Origin of the sequence: Pseudarthrobacter sp. YAF2 (assembly GCF_052113345.1) — a bacterium.
GTDB lineage: Bacteria > Actinomycetota > Actinomycetes > Actinomycetales > Micrococcaceae > Arthrobacter.
In genome coordinates this window covers 78136-98152 of sequence record NZ_JBFRDA010000004.1, presented here as the reverse complement: position 1 = coordinate 98152, position 20017 = coordinate 78136, and the positions used below count along the sequence as shown (strand labels likewise).

The following is a 20017-nucleotide window of genomic DNA, read 5'->3' as shown; positions in this document are numbered from 1 at the left end:
GGGCTTCCGGACACGAAAAAGGGGCCCCGAAGTGACCTTCGGGACCCCTTGGGGTGACCAATCGCACCCGCCGCCTGGCCACGGCTGCCGCGGCGGGAACTGCTACAGCGGAACGGGCCTGCTGCAGAGGATCTGCTCCACGCCCATCCGGCCTTCGGCGAAGCTGCGGAGCGCCCCCACGAGGTACAGCCGCCAGACACGGACCACTTCCTGCCCCATCATTTCCTCGGCCCGGTCCTGGTTTTGCTCAAATGTCGCATACCAGGCTTCAAGGGTGCGGACGTAGTGCCGGCGCATGCCCTCCACCCCCTCCACCTCGAACCCGGCACCCTCGAGGAAGTTCAACGTCTCCCCCACCGGGCGCATGTGCATGTCAGGGGCGATGAAGGATTCGATGAAGGGACCGCCGCCCGGATGCCGGCCGCGCCGGGACATCTGCTGGACCAGGACCTTCCCGCCCGGTGCCAGGTTGTCGAACAGCGCTTGGGCGTACACGGGATAGTTCTTCTGCCCCACATGTTCGCCCATTTCCAGGGAGGCGACGGCGTCGAACGGCCCGTCCGGGATCTCGCGGTAATCCTGTACCCGGATCTCCACCTGGTCCGCCAGGCCGTACTCCATGATCCGCGCGTCGATAAATGCTTTCTGTTCCACGGAGAGGGTGACTCCAACCACCGTGGCTCCGTAGTGCCGCGCGGCGTGCAGGCTTAAGGACCCCCACCCGCAGCCCACATCCAGCAGGCGCATCCCCGACTGCAGCCCGATCTTGCGGCACACCAGGTCCAGCTTGTCGCGCTGGGCATCCTCGACCCCGTAGCCCGCCCCGGGATCTTCAGTCCAGTAGCCGCTGGAGTAGGCCATCTGCGGATCCAGGATCAGGCCGTAGAAATCGTTGCTGAGATCGTAGTGGTGGCTGATCGCGGCGCGGTCGCGGATCAGGCTGTGCAGCCGTCCCCGGACCTTGGCCTGCGTTGCCGGAGGTGCCGGGGGTGTCCCCAGCGCGCCGGCCGAGCGGGCAATCCTGCCTATCCCGGCGATGATTCCGGGCGTCAGGCGGATGCCGGACAACCGGCGCTGCCGGACCACTTCCCACAACTGCTGCAGCGCAGAATTGAGGTCTCCGTCAATGTCCAGTTCACCCGTGACATAGGCCTGTGCGGCGCCCAGCTCCCCCGGATTCCACAGCAGCCGACGGATGGCGTCCGGGCTGTTGAGCCGGACCACGGGCGCGTCCGCCGGACCCGCTTCCGAGCCGTCCCAGGCTTTCAGGCGGACGGGCAGCTCCCCGCCCACCACGGGCCGCAGGACCTCCGCAATCGTTTCGGCAAGTACAGCCGTCATCAGCGGCCTCCGTTGGCCGGGACGTTCTTCCTCCGGTCCAGCACGATCTGCTGGACGTTGAGGTAGCCCGAGGCGAAGCCGGCCCTCGAGTAGCACAGGTAGAACAGCCACATCCGCTGGAAGACGGCGTCGAACCCCAGTTCGGCCACTTCGTCCTTCCGCGCCATGAAGCGTTCCTCCCAGAGCCGCAGCGTTTCGGCGTAGTGTTCGCCGAAGGCAAGGCGTTCACGGACCTGCAGCCCGGTCCGCTTTTCCGTGACTTCCTCGATGGCACGCACCGACGGAATCACGCCGCCCGGGAAGATGTACTTGTGCACCCAGGTGTAGCCGGTCCGGGTCGCCAGGAGTCGGTCGTGGGCGATGGTGATGGCTTGGATGGCCACCTTGCCGCCGGGGGCCAGGACGCGCTCGATGGTCTGGAAGTACGTGGCCCAGTATTCGTAGCCCACTGCCTCGATCATCTCGACCGAAACCACGGCGTCATACTCGCCCTCGACAGCCCGGTAGTCCTTGAGCTCAATGGTCACCTGGCCGGCATGGCCTGCGTCTGCCACCCGTTTCCGGGCCAGCTCCTGCTGCTCGCTGGACAGGGTGACCGAGTAGACGGTGGCGCCGCGGGCAGCTGCGCGCAATGCCAGTTCGCCCCACCCCGTGCCAATCTCGAGCACCCGGGTTCCGGGTCCGACGGCGGCCTTGTCCAGCAGCCGGTCGATCTTCGCTTGTTGGGCGGCGGCGAAGCCCTCCCACGGCATGTCCTTCACGGCACTTCCGGACGCCGGGAACAGCGCGCTGGAGTAGGACATGGTCCCGTCAAGGAACGTGGCGAACAGCTCGTTGGAGAGGTCGTAGTGACGGGAGATATTGGAGCGGGTGTTCTTCAGGGAGTTGCGTTCCGTCCGCGGCTGGCGCGGCAGGAAGATGGAACGCAGTTTCTGCAGCGGAACCGGTATCAGGGTCCCGGCCCGGGCCGCGAAGACCTCCAGCACCGCTGTCAGGTTGTCTGCATCCCAATCGCCCGCCATGTAGGACTCGCCCAGGCCGATCAGGCCGCCGTCACCCAGCCGCAAGGCAAAGTGCTCGGGCCGGTGGATGGTCATGACGGGACCACGGGAGCCGGCGGGTACTGAGCCCAGAACTTGCCCGTCCGGGTAGCGCACCTCCAGGGGAAGGCGCCTCACCGCGGCCTTGAAGATCCCGTCCGCGATCCGCGCTGCACCGTTCGCCTTGAAACCGGAGGGTACGGCGGCAATTCCCGGCCAGATGCCCGCATCGATGGACGCGGGAGGCCGCGGCACGTTGTACGGTGCGGCGGAACCGTTGTGGTTCGCCGGCCGCTCAGCCGAGGCGGTGCCGTTGTCGTCCGTCATTGTCATTGAACTGCCTCCTGTGAAGGGTGATGTGGTCTGGCGACGACGGGCAGGCGTCTTGCCCAGAGCTTAAGGCCCTGTAGCCGGATAAGTGCGGATACCAGCATCGGCGCGGCAGGCACCGCAACGGCTGCTGCCAGGATGTTCCGGATGGTGGCCGGTTTCCGCCTGCCGTCCATGGTGGCCACGAAGGGCCGGTGCCCTTCCCGCTCCAGGACGATTGACACCGCCAGCCGCTCGCCGGGGGCGGGCAGCTTCATCCGGTATTCGCCGTCGACGTCGTTGAAGGGTGAAACGTAGAAGGCCTTCGGCACTGACGCACGCCCGGTGGGGTCCGTCCGGAGCAGGTAGCAGTGCCGTTCGCCGTAGGTGTTGTGGACCTCGGCCACCACGCACCGGAGTTCTCCGTTGATGCCGTAGCACCAGAAAAGCGTCAGCGGGTTGAAGACGTAGCCGAAAACCCTGGCACTGGTCAGCATGTGGATGGGACCGGCGTCGGGTTCTATTCCCTTCGTCCGCAGGTAACGCTCCACGTTGGCCCGGATACTGGCCGCCGGGTCGCCCAGGTGGTCTGCCGCGCGGAACACGGCCAGCGGCCTGAGCAGGGCCGGCAGGCGGGGAAGGTGATCCACGTCCACGAACCAGCTGTAGCTGCGGTACGTGAATGCATTCTTCAGCGGGGTCTGCCGCACGTGGGAGATGGCGGTGCGGTAGATGGAGGCGCCCATGGTCATGCCGGTTCCGCGGCCAGCAGTTCCCGCTCCCCCTCACCGGAGGAGTCTCCGGCGTCAGCGGCCCTGACTACCGGCCAGGTGCGGCCAAGGGCCTCCGCGGCGCGGACCCCGGCGAGGGCACCGTCCTCGTGGAAGCCCCAGCCAAGGTACGCTCCGGCGTAGGCGATACGGTTATTGCTGAGTGCCTTGATGGCCTGCTGGGCCTGCAGGGACTCGGGCGTGTACTGCGGGTGCTCATAGACCATCCTGTCCAGCACGGCGTCGTCGGCAATCAGCTCCGACTCGCCAAGGCTCACCAGATACGGCCGGCCGTCGGCGGGTTCGAGCTGCTGCAACCGCGTCAGGTCGTAGCTGACCAGGACGTTGTCGGGGCGTGCGTCGCAGCCGGGAAGCCGGTAGTTCCATGAAGCCCTGGCGTTGTCCGCCGCGGGCAGGACCGCGGGGTCGCGGTGGAAGACTGTGTGGTTTACCGAGTACGGCATGCCGCCGAGCGCTTCCTTTTCCTCGGGCGTCGCGTCGGCCAGGAACCCCAGTGCCTGCGCCGGGTGGGTGGCGATGACGACGGCGTCGAAGGCTTCCAGCCCGCCGGCAGTTGCGATCTCCACGCCGTCGGGCAGGCGCCGGATGGCGGTCGCCGGCGTTTCCAGCCGGACGTCCGGGAGGGTCGCGGCGAGCTTTTCGACGTACCGGGCCGAGCCGCCGGTGACGGTGCGCCACTGGGGTGAACCTTTGATGCCCAGCAGGCCGTGGTGGCCCAGGAACGTGAAGAGGTACCGCGCCGGGTAGGACAGCGCGGTGGTGGGGTCGCAGGACCAGACGGCGCTGACTACCGGGGTCATGAAGTGGGAGATGAAGTAGGGACTGAACTTCTCCCGCTCCAGGAAGGCGCCGAGCGTCAGTTCGGGAACGTCAACCGCGCCGCTGACGGCCGACGGCGGCGCGGTCCTGAGCAGTTCGCGCGCCTTCCGGTAGAACCGGGTGACCTCCAAAAGCATCAGCAGGTACCGGCCGCGCAGCAGGCTCGACGGTTTGGCGATGATGCCGCGTGCGCCGTCCCGGGCGCCGGCGTATTCCAGTCCGCAGCCGTCACAGCGGATGGACATGCTCATCTCCGAATCCTGGGTTTCCACGCCGAGTTCGGCGAACAGGCGCAGCAGCGTGGGATAGGTCCGTTCGTTGTGAACGATAAAACCGGTATCGACTCCGATGACGCTGCCGTCCGGTTGCGGCATGCCGTGGGTGTGGGCGTGGCCGCCCAGCCGTGAATCTGCCTCGAACAAGGTGACGTTGTCCTGCCGGTTCAGCACGTAGGCGGCCGTCAGTCCGGCCACGCCGCTGCCGATGACGGCGACGCGCCGCCGCCCGCCTGCATCTACTGCTGGATTAGGTGACAATTCGTGCTCCTCTGTTGGACATCTGCCGCTGGGCCGGGTGTACAGAGGGCAATTCGGTACCGTGGCGGCGGCGGATGGGTGCAGTATTGTGGGCTGGTGGTAAACCCCGTGCACTTGAAGACCTTATTGGAGGTCACGCGGCTGGGCTCGTTCGCCGCGGCCGCCGCCACGCTCGGCTACACAGCCTCCGCCGTCTCGCAGCAGATGTCCGCACTGGAACGGGACACCGGCGTAACCCTCTTCCAGCGTTCGGCGCGCGCCGTGGTCCCCACGGAAGCCGCCGTCGTCATGACCCGGCACGCCGCGAAAGTGCTCACGGACATCGAAGCGCTGATGGCCGCCGCTTCCAGGGCGCAGGACACCGGAAGCCAGGAGCTGCGGCTGGGGATCTTTCCCAGCCTCGCCACCTATGTCCTGCCCCGGATCCTGAAAAACCCGGCCTGGAAGAAGCTCGGCATCGACCTGCGGGTATCCGTGGCGGAACCAGGCCAAACCATCCAGGGGCTGCGGACCGGCGGCGACCTGGACCTGGCGGTGGTGTTCCAGGTGGGACAGACCGGCTTCGCCTGGCCCAACACGATCAACCGGCAATGGATTGGCGACGACGATTTCCGGGTAGTGCTGCCTGCCGGCTGGGGCTTCCGGGCCGACGCGAAGGTGGCAGCGGACCATCTCTCGGAAATGCCGTGGATCATGCACCACCCCGGTACCAGTGATGCGATGGTGATCGAACGGCTGTTCGCCGGGTGCAACCTGCACCCGCGCGTGGTGGCGCACAGTGATGACTTCCACGCGAGCCTGGAAATGGCCGCCGCCGGGCTGGGCGCCGCCCTTGTCCCGGAGCTCGCGCTGCGGAACAAACCTGCAGGGGTGGTGGTGTTGGACGTCCCCGAGATCCGGCTGGCACGCAACGTGTTCGCGCTCCTGATCAATGACCGGAAGACGGCACGGGTGCAGCTGTTCGTTGACTTGTTGGCTGAAACCCTCGCCGGGATGCGCACCGCAGTGAATTAGTGCCGAACGCTGGAATGGGCTGGCCTTCGGGTCTATGTTGAGAATATGAACAAGGTAGCGAGCCAGCACTTTGGAGAGATCGATCTGAACCACGGCATGGATCACCTCTTCGCCGCCCGGCATGAACTGCGCGGCCACCCGCTGGAACTCGACCTGAACATCAACGCCCACGACCATTTCGATGAAGCCGCGCTCCGCAAAGTCGAATACCGTCTGCGTTTCCTGCCCGAACTGGTGGACGAGGTCCGCGAGATGATCGCCGAGGAGCTTGAGCAGGAGGGCACCAGCCCGCAGGAATACCTGCACTTCCACTGCAACGCCCTCAAGGAAGAGCAGTTGCACAAGGTGTTCGGTGTCCAGGACCGCAGCCAGCTCACCAACGAGGTCTTCCTCAAAGCCCTGAAGCTTGGCCACGTGGGCATCTACCCCGGCCAGCCCGAACGGTACTTTGTCCTGGACTTCACCCTCGGCGAGCACTTCACCGATGAGGTCCTGGTGGCCTGCGCCGACCAGGATGGCGTGGTTGACGACGAGATCGTCTGGGAGTCGTGAGGCTGACTGCTTAAAGTACGACGCCGGCCAGGTCACCTGAGGTGACCTGGCCGGCGTCGTACCCGGTTTCGACAGGCTCAACCACCGGTGGTCGAGCCTGTCGAAACCCCTCTACTTCGCACCCTCCAGCAGGCCGGCGCGGACCGTCTGGGTTGCCTTGACCAGGTTGCGCAGGGACTCTTCGGTCTCGGCGTAGCCACGGGTCTTCAGGCCGCAGTCCGGGTTGACCCAGAGCTGGCGGGACGGGACGTGCTTGACGGCGGTGGACAGCAGTTCGGTGACCTCGGCTTCGCCCGGAACGCGCGGCGAGTGGATGTCGTAGACACCCGGGCCAACGCCGCGGCCAAAGCCGTGGGATTCAAGGTCGTGGACAACCTCCATGCGGGAGCGGGCGGCCTCGATGGAGGTCACGTCAGCGTCCAGGCCGTCGATGGCGTCGATGATCACGCCAAACTCCGAGTAGCAGAGGTGGGTGTGGATCTGGGTTGAATCCGCGGCCCCGGCGGTGGCCAGGCGGAACGAGTCAACGGACCACTTCAGGTAGCCGGCCTGGTCCGCCTTGCGCAGCGGGAGAAGTTCCCGCAGTGCGGGCTCGTCCACCTGGATAACCTTGATGCCGGCGGCTTCGAGGTCGGCGATCTCGTCGCGCAGCGCCAGACCGACCTGGTTGGCCGTCTCGCCCAGCGGCTGGTCGTCGCGGACGAAGGACCAGGCCAGGATGGTGACGGGGCCGGTGAGCATCCCCTTCATGGGCTTGGCGGTCAGGGACTGGGCGTATTCTGCCCACTTGACCGTGATGGCTGCGCTGCGGGTGACATCGCCCCACAGGATGGAAGGACGGGTGCAGCGGGAGCCGTACGACTGGACCCAGCCATGGACCGTGACGTCGAAGCCTTCGAGGTTCTCGGCGAAGTACTGGACCATGTCGTTGCGCTCGGGCTCGCCGTGCACCAGGACGTCGTAGCCCAGCTCTTCCTGCAGGTCCACGACGCGCTTGATCTCGTCCTTCAAGAGCTGCTCGTACTGCTCGTCGCTCAGCTCGCCCTTGGTGTTGCGGGCACGAGCGGAACGGATCTCCGAGGTCTGCGGGAAGGAACCGATGGTGGTGGTGGGCAGCGGCGGCAGCTGCAGTGCCTCTTCCTGGGCTGCTTCGCGGACCGCGTACTCGGAACGGCTGAAGTCGGCGGCGGTCAGCGCTTCGGTGCGGGCGCGCACATCCTGGCGGCGGACACCGTCGGCGGTGGCGCGCGAGGCGATCACGGCGGTGGCCTCATCGATGGCTGCCTTGGCGGCGGCGGGGTCGGCCAGGTACGACGCCAGGATCTTGACCTCCACGGCTTTCTGGTCGGAGAACGCCAGCCAGCTGCGGAGCTGCGCCGTCAGCTGGGTTTCTTCCTCGACGTCGTGGGGAACATGCTGGGTGGAGGTGGACGTGGAAACGGCGACCTTGGCGCCGGCGGCCTTCAGCTCGTCCAGCTTCGCTGCCGAGGCGGCGAGGTCGTTGCGCCAGATGTTGTGGCCGTCAACGACGCCGGCAACAAGGGTCTTGTTGCCCAGTCCGGCCAGTGCCGCGGCGGATGGAACGGCGCCCTTGAAGACGTCGACGTGCAGGGCGTCGATGTTGGTGGCAGCCAGGGTGCCGAGCTGGCCGTCAAGCGAACCGTACGGGGTGGAGACGAGGATCTGCGGGCGGTTGGCCGCAGCGGTCAGCACTGCGTAGGCCCGGGCAACGGCTGCTTGGATCTCTGCGGCAGGGGTGTCCTGGTCAACCACCAGGGCGGGCTCGTCGAGCTGGACCCAGCTGGCGCCGGCGGCGGCGAGCTTTTCGAGCAGCCGGACGTAGACGGGCAGGATGTTCGCCAGGCGGGACAGCGGGGCAAAGTCGGCGGGTGCGTCGTCGGATGCCTTGGACAGCAGCAGGTAGGTCACCGGGCCCACGATGTAGGGGCGGGTCTCGATGCCGTTTTCCAAGGCGAAGGCGAACTCGTCAACCTTGGCGGTGGAGGCGAGGGTGAACTCGGTCTCCGGCCCGATCTCCGGGACCAGGTAGTGGTAGTTGGTGTCGAACCACTTGGTCATTTCAAGCGGCTGCTGTTCCGTGTTGCCGCGGGCCAAGGTGAAGTAGGCGTCGATGTCCAGCCGGCCCTCGGCGTTCAGGAGCTTGCCGAAGCGGGCTGGTACGGCGCCCAGGTGGGCGGTGGTGTCCAGGACCTGGTCGTAGTAGGAGAACGTACCCGGCACGGCCGCGGCTTCGGTGAGGCCAAGGTCCTGCAGGCGCCGGGCGATGGCAAGCTGGATGTCCTTGGCGGCGGCGTCGAGGGCGGCAGCGTCGATTTTGCCTGCCCAATAGGCTTCAACGGCCTTCTTGAGCTCGCGGCGGCGGCCGATGCGCGGGTAGCCAAGCAGGGATGCGGACGGGAACGGGGTGTTTTTGGGCGCGGTCAGTTCAGGCATGGAAATCTCCTAGGAAGTTGGAGCGTGTGAGGTGGTCTGTTGGGCTTCGCGGGGAAGTGCTCAGCTGGCGAGCTGGGGCCTGGCGGCTGTGTCCCGCCGCGTGCCCAGGCGGTTGTGGCGCGGCAGCGCCAGCTTGTCCAGCACTTCCAACGCACTTTGGTGCTCGTTGAACGTGTAGAGGTGGATGCCGGGAGCACCGGCGTCCAGGGCGGCGTTGGCCAGGTCCACGGTGGCGTCGACGCCGATGTGGAGGCGTTCCAGATCGCTGTCGGCCGCGGCAAGGCGTTCCATCAGAACAGGTGCCGGTTCGACGCCGGCCAGTTCGCCGAGCCGGGTGAGCCGGCGGAGGCTGGTGAGCGGCATGACACCGGGGATGATCGGGATGGTGACTCCGGCGCGGCGTGCCCTGGTGAGGAGGTTCGCATACTCCTCGGTCTCGAAGAACACCTGGGTGATGGCGAAGTCTGCGCCGGAACGCTGCTTGGCCAGCAACACCTCGACGTCGTGTTCCTCGCTGGGCGACTCCGGATGCCGGGAGGGGTACGCCGCCACGCCAACTGCGATCTTTCCGGCGCAGAGCAGGGCTGAACGGCGCTGCTCCACCCGCCTGATCAGCTCGATCAGGTCCTGGGCGTACCGCAGTGCACCGTCTGACGGCAGGCCGCCGTCCTTGGGCAGATCGCCGCGCAGGGCAAGGATGCCCCGAACCCCGATGTCCAGCAGTTCGCCGATGATTCCGGCCAGTTCCTGCGGCGTGTTTCCAACGCACGTCAAGTGCGCCAGCGGCCGGAGGGTGGTCTCGAGCAGGAGACGGTTGATGAGTTCGAGGGCGGTGTCCCGGTTGGATCCGCTGGCGCCGTACGTCACGGAGACGTAGTCCGGCTCTGTGGTCTCGAGTTCACGGATGGTGGTCCAGAGGGTCTCGGCAGCAGCCGGTGAACGCGGCGGGAACAGCTCGTAGGAGAGCGCTACCGGAGCAGTGTCGGAGAGGTTTGGGTGTGCTTCAATGAGGCTTGGTGGTGACATTTGCGTCCTTGGCTTTGGGCCATTGAGGTTGCCTGCCGGTGAAGGTGCAGGAAACCGTCAATGAATTGAGTTTGGGGAACACGGAGGGACTCCACCGAGGACGCAGCCGCGACTGTTACGCCTGGAATGAAGTAGTCCGTGAGCAAATGTCAGGCCCACATGGGGGCACCCACACCCTCCGGAGCGGAGGATCGCTGACACGTTACCGCGGTAACTTGTCTACGACTCTATGAGGGTCCGGAGGGTGCATTCAAGTCGGCAACCGAATAAGACGCAGTTTTACGGCGTGTTTCGCGGCCGCGGCAGAATTTCCTTCGCCGCTGGAACGGCACTTACCAGGGCCGTTCCGGAGCGGTTCCACTGGTGTCATCAAGGTACTGCTCCCGTTCGCGGCCGCTGTTCCGTTCCCGCTCGGCCTGCCGCGCACTGTCCTGTAGTTGGTCCAATTGGCTTTGGCGGGCATCAGCTGAGGGGCCAGGGGCAGGCTCCTTCGACGGTGCCGGTGTTGGGCTCGGCGCCTGCGCGGCCGAGCTGAGCTTCCCCTCCAGCCGTTCAGCGGCCTCTGCCAACCGGCCACCGGCCCCCGCAGCCGCGTCCGGGGACAGGCAACCCTGCGGTGCCTGCCGTGCCGCGGCCAGCGCGTCCCGGTAGAGGACAGCGGCCGACGCCGGGTCCCCGGCCTGCACCCGTTCGTCACCAAGGCGCTCGATCACCAGGGCCAGGTTGACCCGGATCAGGCATTCGTCCCCGGAGCCTGCCGGGACTGTACTGAGCGCCAGTTCGAATTCCGTCCGGGCGGCACCGAAATCTCCGCGCAGGACCGCACCGCCGCCCGCGGCGAACGGCGCCTTGTGCGGTTCCACCACGTTGGCCACGCCGAGGCCGCGGGCAGCAGCGTCCACGCCGGAGGCATCCGCGGCCGTGTACCGGGCGGCGGCGTCATTGGCGAGGACGCCGAGGCTTAGGAGCTTTGCCGCGACGCACAGCGCCACAAGCACGGGCAGCAGCGACCAGAGCAGCAGGTGCCGGCGGCGGAATGGAGGCCTCATCGGGTGGTCTCCGGCCGGACCGCACGCGGGAGTCCGCGGAGCCGGCGAAGGACAGCCACCGCTTCCGGCAGGGCGAGCATGAACGCGCCGGCGGCGAAGAGCCAATAGAGCTCGGTCCGGGCCGTGACGGAACCATCGCTGTCCGAGTGGGCCGCCCTGTCTGGGTGAGCCTGCTGCATCATGTCCGCCACGGCGGCGCCCGCGTCGCGGTGCACGTACGGTACGCCGAGCTGACCCGCAATGGTCCGGAGCCGCCCCTCGTCGATGACGGAGAGTGCGTCCTGCCCGCCGCTGTCCCGCACATACCCGTCGCTCCGGCTGGCGCCCGCGCCACCGCCGGTACCGTCGCCGGAGTCCAGGCCGGTATTTTCCTTCATCCGGCCGCCTTCCGGAGTGCCGTAGCCGAGGACCGCTCCCCCGCCCACCAGCCCGGCGTCGAGCGTCATTGCCGCCGGTTCCTTGCCGCTGGTTTGTTCGCCGTCTCCCAGGTAAAACACCAGCCGGGGCCGGCCGGGATGGCTATCCCGTGCGGCGGCCAGCCGCTCGGCGAGAACCTGCCTGGAGGCGGTGATGCTGCTGCCCTTGGCATAGGCGGTCACCTGGGGTTCCAGGACGTCGGTGATGGTCTCAAGCGCCAGCGTATCGGTACTCAGCGGCATGCGGACGTGGGCGGTGGTGTCGAACGTGATCACGGAAAAACGCGCGCCCGGCAGCTTTTCGGCGATGGCCTTGATGTCCTTGCGGACGCCGTCCAGGCGCGGGGCTGCGCCGCCGTAGTCCTCGGCCACCATGCTGGTGGTGGTGTCCACCACGAAGAACACGTTGAGCTCCGCCGAGGCGGCCTGCACCGTTCCGCCCGGCAAGCCGGGGCGCAGGACAGCTCCCCCAACGAGCAGGACGATGGCCGTCCGCCTGAGCCACGCACGGCGCCCCCGCTGTCCGGGGCGGGCTGATGCACCTTGCCGGCCGCGCCTGCGCGGAGGCCGCGACTGCCACAACGCGGCGCAAAGCACGAGCGCCGACAACAGCGCCGCGGCCAGCGGCACGCCGGGCACCTCCGTCAGGACCGCCCGCGGCGCGCCCTGGATGGCAGCGGTTTCGGTCCTTTCGACGGCGGCGACGATCCCGGACACCGCATCCGGGTTGTCCAACGCGTAGTACGAGCCGCCGGTGGACTCGGCCGCAGCCCGCAGCTGGGCTCCCGGCTGGTCAGGCCCGGTGCCATAGTCCACGTCCCCCGGGTTCAGCGCGTAGACATGCACCGACCGGTCCTTGGCCAGTTTCGCCGCCTGGTCCAGGGTCATGATCGGTGCGCCGGAGAGGAAGTTGTCCGTGGCCAGCACCACTGACCGCGAGCGCTGCGGCACGGTGCTTCCCGTGCCTGCGGCGCCCTGGAAGCTGTTCAGGCAGGACGCCAGGCCGTCACCGATCAGCGAGGAACCACGGCCGCTCCAGGTGCCGTCGAGGAATCCGGAGCTGCCGGGCTTGCCGTCGAAAGCGTCTTTGGCGAGCTGGAGCTGCTCTTGGGCGTAGGCGTAGTCGTCCGTCAGCGGGAACACCTGGATGGCGCTGCTGTCGAAGATGGTCAGGCCGATCCGCTCGCCGTTGAACTTCCTGGCCAGGCCGGAAAAGACGTCCACCACCGCTGCGTCGGCGCTGCTCATGGAGCCGGACGCGTCCAGGCACAGCATGATGTCGCGGTTGTGCTGCTCCGGCCTGGTGGTTGCCACGTCCACGGGGCGGGCCGCGGCAACGGCAGTGGAGGCCAGCAGCACGGCACACGCCGTCCCCGCCAGGAGCAGCCGTCTCCGGTGCCGCCGGAGGGCTGCCTGGTATTCCGGCAGGGTGGTGAGCCGGTCTGCGTGGGCCACCGGCCGGCGTCGTACGTTGGGCTGTCCGTTCCGCCGCAGCCCGGCCCACACGGCCCACGCCACGGCAGCGGACGCCGGCAGGAGCACCCACCACAACATCAGTTCCATGCGCGCACCGCCGCCGAAGCCCGTGCCGCGGAGATGGCCACGGAGGGCAGCGGACCGGGACCGAATTCGGCCGGGTATAGGGCCTTAACGGCGTCTGCGGCCGCCGGAAGCGGGTGCCGCAGCAGGTCCTGGTGCGTCATCCTTGTGGCGTCCACCCCGGTGGCATCCCGGACGAAACCGCGCAGGAGCATACTGATCTGCTGGTGCGCGGCCCGTGCCTCGAGGCTTCCGGCCGCGGCTTCCCGGTCCACGTCCTGGATGCGCTGCAGGTAGGCCGCCTTGAGCGCCGGGAGGTCGGTAAGGGCGGGGCGCACCGGCGCGGGACTGGATGCGGGAGAAGTGCGGGTGCTCAACAACACAAAGGCATACCACCCGGCCACCAGGGCCAGGACGGCCACTCCCCACCACATCCAGGCAGGGCTGTAGGACAACGGTCCGTAGAATGCGGGGTCAGCCTGCACGCCGGTGCCTTTCCAGCAGGGCGAACAGGCCGGTGATGACGTCGTCGCTGGCCGCCACTTCCCCCTCCGTGATCCCGGCAGCCCGCAGCATGGCCTTGCGGTCCGCATCGCGTTGGGCAACGGCCGTGGCATAGGCGGCTGCCACGGCCGCGGACGCCGCAGGCTGCCAGGCCAGGAGCGCGGAATCGGCCACGCTGTAGGAATCCGCGGTTTCCGGGCCGGACGGGGCCAGGTCCGCGTCCCGGACTGTCAGCCAGAGGATTTCGTGCTGTGCGCGCAGCCTGCGGAGCAGTTGGCCGGTGGCGGCATCCGCCGGCAGTTCATCCGCGACGACGAACAGCAAATGGCGGCCCTTGACGTTGCGGGCCACGTGTTGCAGCTGGTCCTGGATCCTGCTGGGTGCCCCGTCCAGCGTGGTGTTGTCATCGACGTGCCTCAGCAGCCGCTCCAGGTGCTGCTCGCCGCCCTTTGCGGGCAGGGACCGGGTAATGGAAGAGTCACCGCAGACCAGGCCCACCACGTCCCCGTGGCGGTGGGCGAGGTACCCGAGTACTCCCAGCGTGAGGACGGCAATGTCCTTCTTTGCCTCCCCGGACTTCGCCACCGCGGCCATGTTGCGCCCCGTGTCGGTGACCAGGAGGACTGTCTGCCGGCGGACGGCCACGTAGCGCCGGATCAGGGGCGAACCGTCGCGCGCCGACGCCTTCCAGTCGATGTCGCGGACCTCGTCACCGGGAACGTAGGCGCGCAGGTCATCGAAGTCGAGGCTGCGGCCCCGGAAAACGGAACCGTATTCGCCGTCGAGCATTCCGCGGGCTTTGCGGTGCGCGTAGATGGCCATCTTCGACTTCACGCGCTGGAGGAGGGTTGCCATGCGGGGTCAGGGGGTTTGGACGGCTGCGACGACGGCGTCGATCACCGATTCGACCGGTACCTGCTCAGCCACTGCGTCGAAGTTCAGGATCAGCCTGTGGCGCAGCACCCGGTGGGCCAGCGACCTGACGTCCTCGGGGATGACGTGGTCACGCCCGTTCAGCAGGGCCACCGCGCGGGCCGCCTGGCTGAAGGCGATGCTGGCACGGGGGCTGGCACCGAACTCGATGAATCCGGCCAGCCGGGCATCGATGTATTGGGCAGCGTTGCGGGTCACGTACACCAGCCCCACGATGTAGTTGATGACCGCCGGATCAATGTAGATGCGCCTGACAAGGGCCTGGATTTCGGTGACGGCGTCCAGGGAGGCGGCGGCCGCGGGCTTCTGTTCCGGGGTGAAGATGCCGGCGTCGATCCTGCGGATAATCTCGGCTTCCTCCGCCGGCGAGGGGTAGTCCAGTACATCCTTGAGCATGAAGCGGTCCATTTGGGCTTCGGGGAGCTGGTAGGTTCCCTCCTGCTCGATCGGGTTCTGGGTGGCCAGGACCAGGAACGGTGCGGGCAGCCGGTAGTCCTGGCCGCCGATGGACGTCTGGCGTTCCTGCATGGCCTCCAGCATGGCGCTCTGGGTCTTGGCGCTGGAGCGGTTGATTTCGTCCAGCAGCACGATGTTGGCGTGCACCGGCCCCAGTTGCGTGACGAATGTTCCCTTGGCGGCGTCGTAGATCTGGGTTCCCACAATGTCGCTGGGCAGCAGGTCCGGCGTGCACTGGATCCGGCGGAACTCGGCGCTGACGGCCTCGGCCACCGTTTGTGCGGCGGTGGTCTTTGCCAACCCCGGCACGCTCTCCAGCAGGATGTGGCCGCCGGTCAGCAGGCCCACCAGGAGCGATTCGCGCAGCCGTGACTGACCCACCACCTTCGCGTCGAAGCTGCGTGAAATGTTCGCGACCACCTGCTGCGCCCTGGCCAGCTCCGCCGGTTGGATTCCTTCGGGCACGCTGGTCGAAAGCACTGGTATTTCCCCCTGATGACGGTGATGGACTCGCGGGCCGGGCCGGCCATGTCCCGCCCGCCATCCTATCCAAGACGGCGGCGCCGGGTCCGGCAATGGGCACCCCTCCCCATGCGGGGCTTGCGGGTCTATTCTTTTGCCATGATCGAGCTTCCAGCCAGTTACAAGGAATATCTCGCCGACAAGAGCCAGATGTTCGTGGACACGGTCAGGCCTGTCCTGATGCAGTCGGCGGCGGAAAAGCTGCACGGCGTCCGGGTGGTGTACAACCCCGGATCTACCGGGCACCAGGCCCACCTCGACGACACCCTGCCCTTCGGTGTGGTGCTGGAGGATATCGATTAGCCCCTGACCGCGCCCGCAAGGGCAAGGGCGTTACCTGAGCCGCGCGCCACGATGACGTAGAGGGCCAGGACCGGAATCGAATAGAGGATGGAAAACGCGGCCAACTGGCCGTAAGCCACTGCCCCATGCTGGCCGAAGAAGCTGAAGATCGATACCGCCGCGGGCTGGTTGGCCTCAGAGAGCAGGAGCACGAACGGGACGAAGAAGTTACCCCAGGCCTGGATGAACACGAAGATGAACACTACGCCCAGGCCCGGGCGCATGAGCGGGAGCACGATTGAACGCAAGGCAGCCAGCCGTGAGGCCCCGTCCACCCAGGCTGCTTCCTCCAGCGCCAGCGGCACCGCGTCCATGAAGTTCCTGGTCATCCAGATGGCCATGGGCAGGCTGGTGGCGGACAGGAACAGGACCGTGGCGGGCAGGGAATCCAGCAGCTGAAGCTGCACGAACAATCCATAGACGGGAACCATGATGGCCGTGACCGGCAGGGAGGTACCGAACAGAATGCCGTACATGAACGGAGTGTTGAAGCGCGACCGGTAACGTGAGAGCGGGTAGGCCGCCAATACGGCCGCTGCAAGCGTCACCGCGCCGGTCCCCACGGACAGCAACAAGCTGTTCCATAGCGGCCGGAACAACAACTCCGGGGTCAGGACGGCTGCGAAGTTGTCCAGGGCAGGCTGTTGCGGAACTTTGGTGCCGTGCCCGGCGGCCGGGTCCAGGGAACCGAGGACCAGCCACAGCAGCGGCAGCAGGAAGCAGGCGCCCATCAACAGGAGGGCGGCGTCCGCCCTCGCACTCCCCCGTGGATGGCGCCGCTGCCCTGGCCGGAGGGCGGTCCGTTCGGCCGTCACGGCTTCTGCTCCCGAAGGAGGCGCAGGTAGGCTGCCCCGAACACCGCCCCGATCAGGATCAGGACGCAAGCGACGGCGGTGCCATAGCCGATGTCGCCGAACTTGAAGGCCTCCTGGTAGGCCATGACCGGCAAGGTGGAGCTGCCGTTGGCCGGCCCGCCTGCGGTCATGACCCAGATCAAGGTGAAGACGGCCAGGGTCTGCAGCGTGACCAGCATCAGGTTGGTGGCGATGCTGCCCCGGATCACCGGCAGGGTGATGAACACCAGGCGTTGCCAGGCGCCGGCACCGTCCATGTGCGCGGCCTCGGTGAGTTCGGCCGGGACGCCGCCCAGCGCCGCACGGTACACCAGCATGGAAAAGGCGGTGCCGCGCCACATGTTCGCCAGGATCACGGCCACCATGGGCACGGCGTAGAGCCAGTCGATTTCCGCGAGTCCCAGCCCGCCGATCAACTGGTTGAGGGTCCCGTCACGGCTGAAGAAGGCGTAGGCGGCGAATGCGGCCACGATTTCGGGCAGGACCCAGGCGGCCACGACGGCGGTGCCCACCGCCGCCGAGACGGCCGGGCGGGCACGGCGCATGAGGACCGCCAGGGCCAGGCCCAGGATGTTCTGGCCCAGGACGGCGGATCCGGCCACGAACAGCACCGTCAGGGCCAGCGAGAGCGGGAACACCGGGTCCTGCAGCAGCCGCTGGTAGTTTTCAAGTCCCACCCATTCCGGCTTCCTGGCGTGCCTGCCGGTGAGGCCCGCGTTGGTCAGCGAGGCCTGGAAGGCCCACAGCACCGGGCCGGCAAGGAAGACGGCCAGCAGCAGGACGGCCGGCAGGACCGGCAGGTAGCGGGCGAACTGCCGCCTCTGGTGGTGGCGCGCCACCGCTACTTCCGGATGGTCTTGTCGCCGCCCACGATCCCGGCCACTGCTGTGTCGTAATCGGCGGCCGCCTGCTCCGGGGTTTTCGTGCCGGTGATGACGGCCTCGGTGGCTTCCTGGACGGCGGCGGATATCCGGGGGTAGTCCGATGTCGCGGGGCGGTACCGGGTCACCGCCACCAGGCCGGACACGTCTTTCACGAAGGGGTTGGCGGACTGGTAGCCGGGATCAGCGGCGACGTCGGTGCGGACGGCGATCTGGGAGCTGGCGACGGTGAAGGACAAGGAATTCTTTTCGTTCAGCGCCGTGGTCAGGAACTTGAAGGCCAGGTCCGGCTGCTTGGTTTCCGAGCCCACGGCCAGGGTCCAGCCGCCGGACATGCTCACGGCCCCCGGTGCCCCGCCGTTCTGCGTGGGGAACGGTGCCACACCCATGTCCTGCGCGTACGCCGGCCATTCGTAGCTTCCGCCTTTTTGCCAGAACGACGGCGCGTAGGAGCCTTCCACGGTGGCTCCCAGTTTTGCCTGCGGGAACCAGTCACCGAACACCTTCTTCCAGACGTTCGGGTCCAGCGCATCGGCGGGCGCGACGGCGAGGTTTTCACGGTAGAGCGTTTGGAGGAAGGTGAGCGAATCCTTGAAGCCTGCGGACCCGACAACCCACTTCTTCGAATCCTGGTCATAGAGGCCGGCGCCGGTGCCGTACAGCAGTTCGTAGAACCCTTGCATCACCGTTCCCTCACCGGTGCCCTTGCCGGCGTACATGTTGAACGGGATCACGGCGGGGTTGGAGGCTTTGATCTTCCTGGCGGTGTCCAGGATGTCCTGCCAGTTGGCCGGGCGCCAGGGCAGTCCGATGCCCGCGGCCTGGAAAACCTTTTTGTTGTACCAAATGGTCCGTGTGTCGGTACCCAGCGGCACCGCGTAAGTGCCGCCGTCGTCCGCTTTCCCCGCTTCTTTGGCGCCGGCGTCGAACTTGCCCCAGTCTTCCCATGCCTTGAGCCGGCTGTCCAGGTTCAGCAGGTACCCGGCGTCCACGTCCGAGCGGACCTTGAACGTGTCCTCGTAGAAGACGTCCGGGGCAGTGGACGGCGACCTGAGGGCCAGGGCCAGTTTGGTGCCGTAGTCGTCGTCGTTGGCCTGGATGGGCTGGAGTTCAACGGTGACGCCCTGGTTCGCGGCTTCGAATTCCTTTTTGGCGTCCTGGAACACGGTGTCCAGCGCGGTGAACGAGTCTGTCTTCTGGTAGGCCACCTTGATGGTCTTGGCGCCTGCAGGTTCGGCGGGAGTACAGCCTGCCAGGGCAAGTACTGCGGCGGCCACCAGGGACACGGCCGTGGATACCCGGCGAAGCATGGCCCGGTCAGCTTTCCAGCAGCAGCCGCTGGGCGCGGGGCGCGAGGGTATGTTCCAGGACCAGCGACGCCGCGCCGATGGCTCCCACGTCCTCCCCTACGCCGGTGCCCACAACCTCGATGGGATGGATGAGGCGGGCAGCGCTGTTGATGTCCAGGAGGGACGGGATCAGTTCCAGGTAGCGTTGCGACAAGCATGTCCAGAAGGGGCCGCCGAAGACAACCCGTTCAACATCCAGGGTGTTGGTGACCACTGAAACTGCGCGCGCCACCAGGACTGCGGACTTGTCCAGGATGGCGGCTGCCCGTTCATCTCCGGCGTAGGCACGTGCGCACAGGTCGGCGAAGCTCTGCTGGATTTCGGCGGCACTGCTGGCGTGGGACCCCTTAAGGATGCCTGCCGCCTCCGCCTCCGCCACCAGCACCTGCGGGATGCATGAGGATTTCACGCAGCCGCGCTGACCACAGTCGCATGGAGGGCCGTCCGGATCCACAACGATGTGGCCGATCTCGCCGGCATTGCCCGACGTTCCGCGAATTACCTCGTCATTGAGGACGATGCCGCAGCCGATGCCGGTGCCCATGTACATGAAGACGAAGCTCCCGGCGCCGCTGGGCCCGCCCGCCCAGGTTTCCGCCACGGCGGCGCTGGTGACATCCTTGTCCACCAGCACCGAGTAGCCGGTTGCCCTGGCCAGCGCCTCACGCAGTTCCACCCGGTCCCAGCCCGGCAGCAGCGGCGGGTCCACCACGGTGCCGTTGTCCAGGTCGATGGGACCCGGTGCGGCCACGCCCAGGCCCGCGATGCGGCTGCGGTCCACGCCGGAGTCGGTCACGAGCTGCGCCAATTCCGCGGCGATGGTGGTGATGACGGCGGAGGGATCGTTGCCGCCGGGGGTCTTGATCCGTGAATGCCGCACCACCGCGCCCACGAGGTCCAGCACCACGAACGTGGTCACCGCCGGGTCCAGGTGGACCCCGAGTGCGTACATGCCGGCCGGGTTCAGGCGCAGGATGGTGCGCGGCTTCCCGGGTCCGCTGCCCTCTTTACCGGCCTCCACGATGAGGTTCTGATCCAGCAGGCGGCGGGAGATATTGGAGATGGTCTGCGGGGACAGGCCCACGATCTGCGCGAGTTCAACCCGGCTCAAGCCCCCGGTGGTCCTGCGGATCGCATCGAGGATGACAGTGAGGTTGAAATCACCCATCCTGGGCAAGTTGGTTCCGCGCCTCGGAGAAGATTGGCGGATCTCAGACACGGTGTCCCCTAAACGTCTTCGGCTACCTGCATATGGTGATGCTTTGAATCGTACGTTAAGGGCGGGCGCGC

Annotated in this window: 18 protein-coding genes; 3 read left to right on the top strand and 15 right to left on the bottom strand. The window is 67.2% G+C overall.

What is annotated here, in order from left to right:
- Positions 1 to 102: 102 nt before the first annotated feature.
- Genes AB4Y79_RS05930 through AB4Y79_RS05915 form a run of 4 tightly spaced genes read right to left on the bottom strand, consistent with a single transcriptional unit; the run spans position 103 to position 4836 of the window.
- The gene (locus AB4Y79_RS05930) at positions 103 to 1341 is read right to left on the bottom strand and encodes a class I SAM-dependent methyltransferase (protein ID WP_441859654.1); all 1239 of its coding nucleotides are present in this window, start codon (positions 1339 to 1341) and stop codon (positions 103 to 105) included.
- Complete coding sequence (locus AB4Y79_RS05925) at positions 1341 to 2714, bottom strand: class I SAM-dependent methyltransferase (protein WP_441859652.1); 1374 nt, start codon at positions 2712 to 2714, stop codon at positions 1341 to 1343. The genes AB4Y79_RS05930 and AB4Y79_RS05925 overlap by 1 nt, the downstream gene beginning before the upstream one ends.
- Positions 2711 to 3442 (bottom strand): DUF1365 domain-containing protein, encoded by a 732-nt coding sequence (locus tag AB4Y79_RS05920; RefSeq protein WP_441859650.1) that lies wholly within the window; start codon positions 3440 to 3442, stop codon positions 2711 to 2713. The genes AB4Y79_RS05925 and AB4Y79_RS05920 overlap by 4 nt, the downstream gene beginning before the upstream one ends.
- On the bottom strand, positions 3439 to 4836 hold the full coding sequence (locus AB4Y79_RS05915; protein ID WP_441859648.1) for an NAD(P)/FAD-dependent oxidoreductase: 1398 nt from the start codon (positions 4834 to 4836) through the stop codon (positions 3439 to 3441). The genes AB4Y79_RS05920 and AB4Y79_RS05915 overlap by 4 nt, the downstream gene beginning before the upstream one ends.
- A 96-nt stretch (positions 4837 to 4932) precedes the next feature.
- Between AB4Y79_RS05915 and AB4Y79_RS05910 the strand changes: the two genes are divergently transcribed.
- Positions 4933 to 5850 (top strand): LysR family transcriptional regulator, encoded by a 918-nt coding sequence (locus AB4Y79_RS05910; protein WP_387447857.1) that lies wholly within the window; start codon positions 4933 to 4935, stop codon positions 5848 to 5850.
- Between the two features lie 45 nt (positions 5851 to 5895).
- The gene (locus AB4Y79_RS05905; RefSeq protein ID WP_441859646.1) at positions 5896 to 6402 is read left to right on the top strand and encodes a DUF2004 domain-containing protein; all 507 of its coding nucleotides are present in this window, start codon (positions 5896 to 5898) and stop codon (positions 6400 to 6402) included.
- A 111-nt stretch (positions 6403 to 6513) separates the two neighbouring features.
- Here the strand turns inward: AB4Y79_RS05905 and metE are convergent, their stop codons facing one another.
- The 7 genes from metE to AB4Y79_RS05870 form a co-directional block, all read right to left on the bottom strand.
- Positions 6514 to 8856: a 5-methyltetrahydropteroyltriglutamate--homocysteine S-methyltransferase gene (gene metE, locus AB4Y79_RS05900; protein WP_441859645.1), complete on the bottom strand. Its 2343-nt coding sequence runs from the start codon at positions 8854 to 8856 to the stop codon at positions 6514 to 6516.
- A gap of 60 nt (positions 8857 to 8916) precedes the next feature.
- Positions 8917 to 9882 carry a methylenetetrahydrofolate reductase gene (locus AB4Y79_RS05895; RefSeq protein ID WP_441859643.1) on the bottom strand — a complete coding sequence of 322 codons (966 nt, stop codon included), beginning with the start codon at positions 9880 to 9882 and terminating at the stop codon, positions 8917 to 8919.
- Positions 9883 to 10214: 332 nt separating this feature from the next.
- Positions 10215 to 10931: a hypothetical protein gene (locus AB4Y79_RS05890; RefSeq protein ID WP_441859642.1), complete on the bottom strand. Its 717-nt coding sequence runs from the start codon at positions 10929 to 10931 to the stop codon at positions 10215 to 10217.
- Positions 10928 to 12910, bottom strand: coding sequence for a VWA domain-containing protein (locus AB4Y79_RS05885; RefSeq protein ID WP_441859640.1), 1983 nt, complete (start codon positions 12908 to 12910; stop codon positions 10928 to 10930). The genes AB4Y79_RS05890 and AB4Y79_RS05885 overlap by 4 nt, the downstream gene beginning before the upstream one ends.
- On the bottom strand, positions 12901 to 13371 hold the full coding sequence (locus tag AB4Y79_RS05880) for a hypothetical protein (RefSeq protein ID WP_441859638.1): 471 nt from the start codon (positions 13369 to 13371) through the stop codon (positions 12901 to 12903). The genes AB4Y79_RS05885 and AB4Y79_RS05880 overlap by 10 nt, the downstream gene beginning before the upstream one ends.
- Positions 13361 to 14245: a DUF58 domain-containing protein gene (locus AB4Y79_RS05875; RefSeq protein WP_441859637.1), complete on the bottom strand. Its 885-nt coding sequence runs from the start codon at positions 14243 to 14245 to the stop codon at positions 13361 to 13363. Before AB4Y79_RS05875 ends, AB4Y79_RS05880 begins: the two co-directional genes overlap by 11 nt.
- Positions 14246 to 14251: 6 nt before the next feature.
- Complete coding sequence (locus AB4Y79_RS05870) at positions 14252 to 15259, bottom strand: AAA family ATPase (RefSeq protein ID WP_441859635.1); 1008 nt, start codon at positions 15257 to 15259, stop codon at positions 14252 to 14254.
- Between the two features lie 141 nt (positions 15260 to 15400).
- On the opposite strand from AB4Y79_RS05870, the gene AB4Y79_RS05865 reads away from it, so the two are divergent.
- Positions 15401 to 15604, top strand: a complete 204-nt coding sequence (locus AB4Y79_RS05865) for a hypothetical protein (protein WP_441859633.1) — start codon at positions 15401 to 15403, stop codon at positions 15602 to 15604.
- Here AB4Y79_RS05865 and AB4Y79_RS05860 read toward each other — a convergent pair.
- The 4 genes from AB4Y79_RS05860 to AB4Y79_RS05845 all read right to left on the bottom strand — a co-directional run bounded on the left by AB4Y79_RS05860 (position 15601) and on the right by AB4Y79_RS05845 (position 19895).
- Positions 15601 to 16374: a carbohydrate ABC transporter permease gene (locus AB4Y79_RS05860; protein ID WP_441859869.1), complete on the bottom strand. Its 774-nt coding sequence runs from the start codon at positions 16372 to 16374 to the stop codon at positions 15601 to 15603. The two genes, AB4Y79_RS05865 and AB4Y79_RS05860, sit on opposite strands and share 4 nt — an antisense overlap.
- 80 nt (positions 16375 to 16454) lie before the next feature.
- Positions 16455 to 17336 (bottom strand): carbohydrate ABC transporter permease, encoded by an 882-nt coding sequence (locus AB4Y79_RS05855; protein WP_441859631.1) that lies wholly within the window; start codon positions 17334 to 17336, stop codon positions 16455 to 16457.
- A gap of 2 nt (positions 17337 to 17338) precedes the next feature.
- Positions 17339 to 18688, bottom strand: coding sequence for an extracellular solute-binding protein (locus tag AB4Y79_RS05850; protein ID WP_441859629.1), 1350 nt, complete (start codon positions 18686 to 18688; stop codon positions 17339 to 17341).
- A 7-nt stretch (positions 18689 to 18695) separates the two neighbouring features.
- Positions 18696 to 19895: an ROK family transcriptional regulator gene (locus tag AB4Y79_RS05845; protein ID WP_441859627.1), complete on the bottom strand. Its 1200-nt coding sequence runs from the start codon at positions 19893 to 19895 to the stop codon at positions 18696 to 18698.
- Positions 19896 to 20017: the final 122 nt, after the last annotated feature.

Bases quoted from the DNA above. Each gene is read 5' to 3' on its own strand.
- AB4Y79_RS05875 (WP_441859637.1), bottom strand. From the start codon at position 14,245: ATGGCAACCCTCCTCCAGCGCGTGAAGTCGAAGATGGCCATCTACGCG.
- AB4Y79_RS05860 (WP_441859869.1), bottom strand. From the start codon at position 16,374: ATGGGCGCCTGCTTCCTGCTGCCGCTGCTGTGGCTGGTCCTCGGTTCC.
- AB4Y79_RS05930 (WP_441859654.1), bottom strand. From the start codon at position 1,341: ATGACGGCTGTACTTGCCGAAACGATTGCGGAGGTCCTGCGGCCCGTG.
- AB4Y79_RS05885 (WP_441859640.1), bottom strand. From the start codon at position 12,910: ATGGAACTGATGTTGTGGTGGGTGCTCCTGCCGGCGTCCGCTGCCGTG.
- AB4Y79_RS05845 (WP_441859627.1), bottom strand. From the start codon at position 19,895: ATGGGTGATTTCAACCTCACTGTCATCCTCGATGCGATCCGCAGGACC.
- AB4Y79_RS05905 (WP_441859646.1), top strand. From the start codon at position 5,896: ATGAACAAGGTAGCGAGCCAGCACTTTGGAGAGATCGATCTGAACCAC.
- AB4Y79_RS05920 (WP_441859650.1), bottom strand. From the start codon at position 3,442: ATGACCATGGGCGCCTCCATCTACCGCACCGCCATCTCCCACGTGCGG.
- metE (WP_441859645.1), bottom strand. From the start codon at position 8,856: ATGCCTGAACTGACCGCGCCCAAAAACACCCCGTTCCCGTCCGCATCC.
- AB4Y79_RS05895 (WP_441859643.1), bottom strand. From the start codon at position 9,882: ATGTCACCACCAAGCCTCATTGAAGCACACCCAAACCTCTCCGACACT.
- AB4Y79_RS05865 (WP_441859633.1), top strand. From the start codon at position 15,401: ATGATCGAGCTTCCAGCCAGTTACAAGGAATATCTCGCCGACAAGAGC.
- AB4Y79_RS05850 (WP_441859629.1), bottom strand. From the start codon at position 18,688: ATGCTTCGCCGGGTATCCACGGCCGTGTCCCTGGTGGCCGCCGCAGTA.
- AB4Y79_RS05890 (WP_441859642.1), bottom strand. From the start codon at position 10,931: ATGAGGCCTCCATTCCGCCGCCGGCACCTGCTGCTCTGGTCGCTGCTG.
- AB4Y79_RS05925 (WP_441859652.1), bottom strand. From the start codon at position 2,714: ATGACAATGACGGACGACAACGGCACCGCCTCGGCTGAGCGGCCGGCG.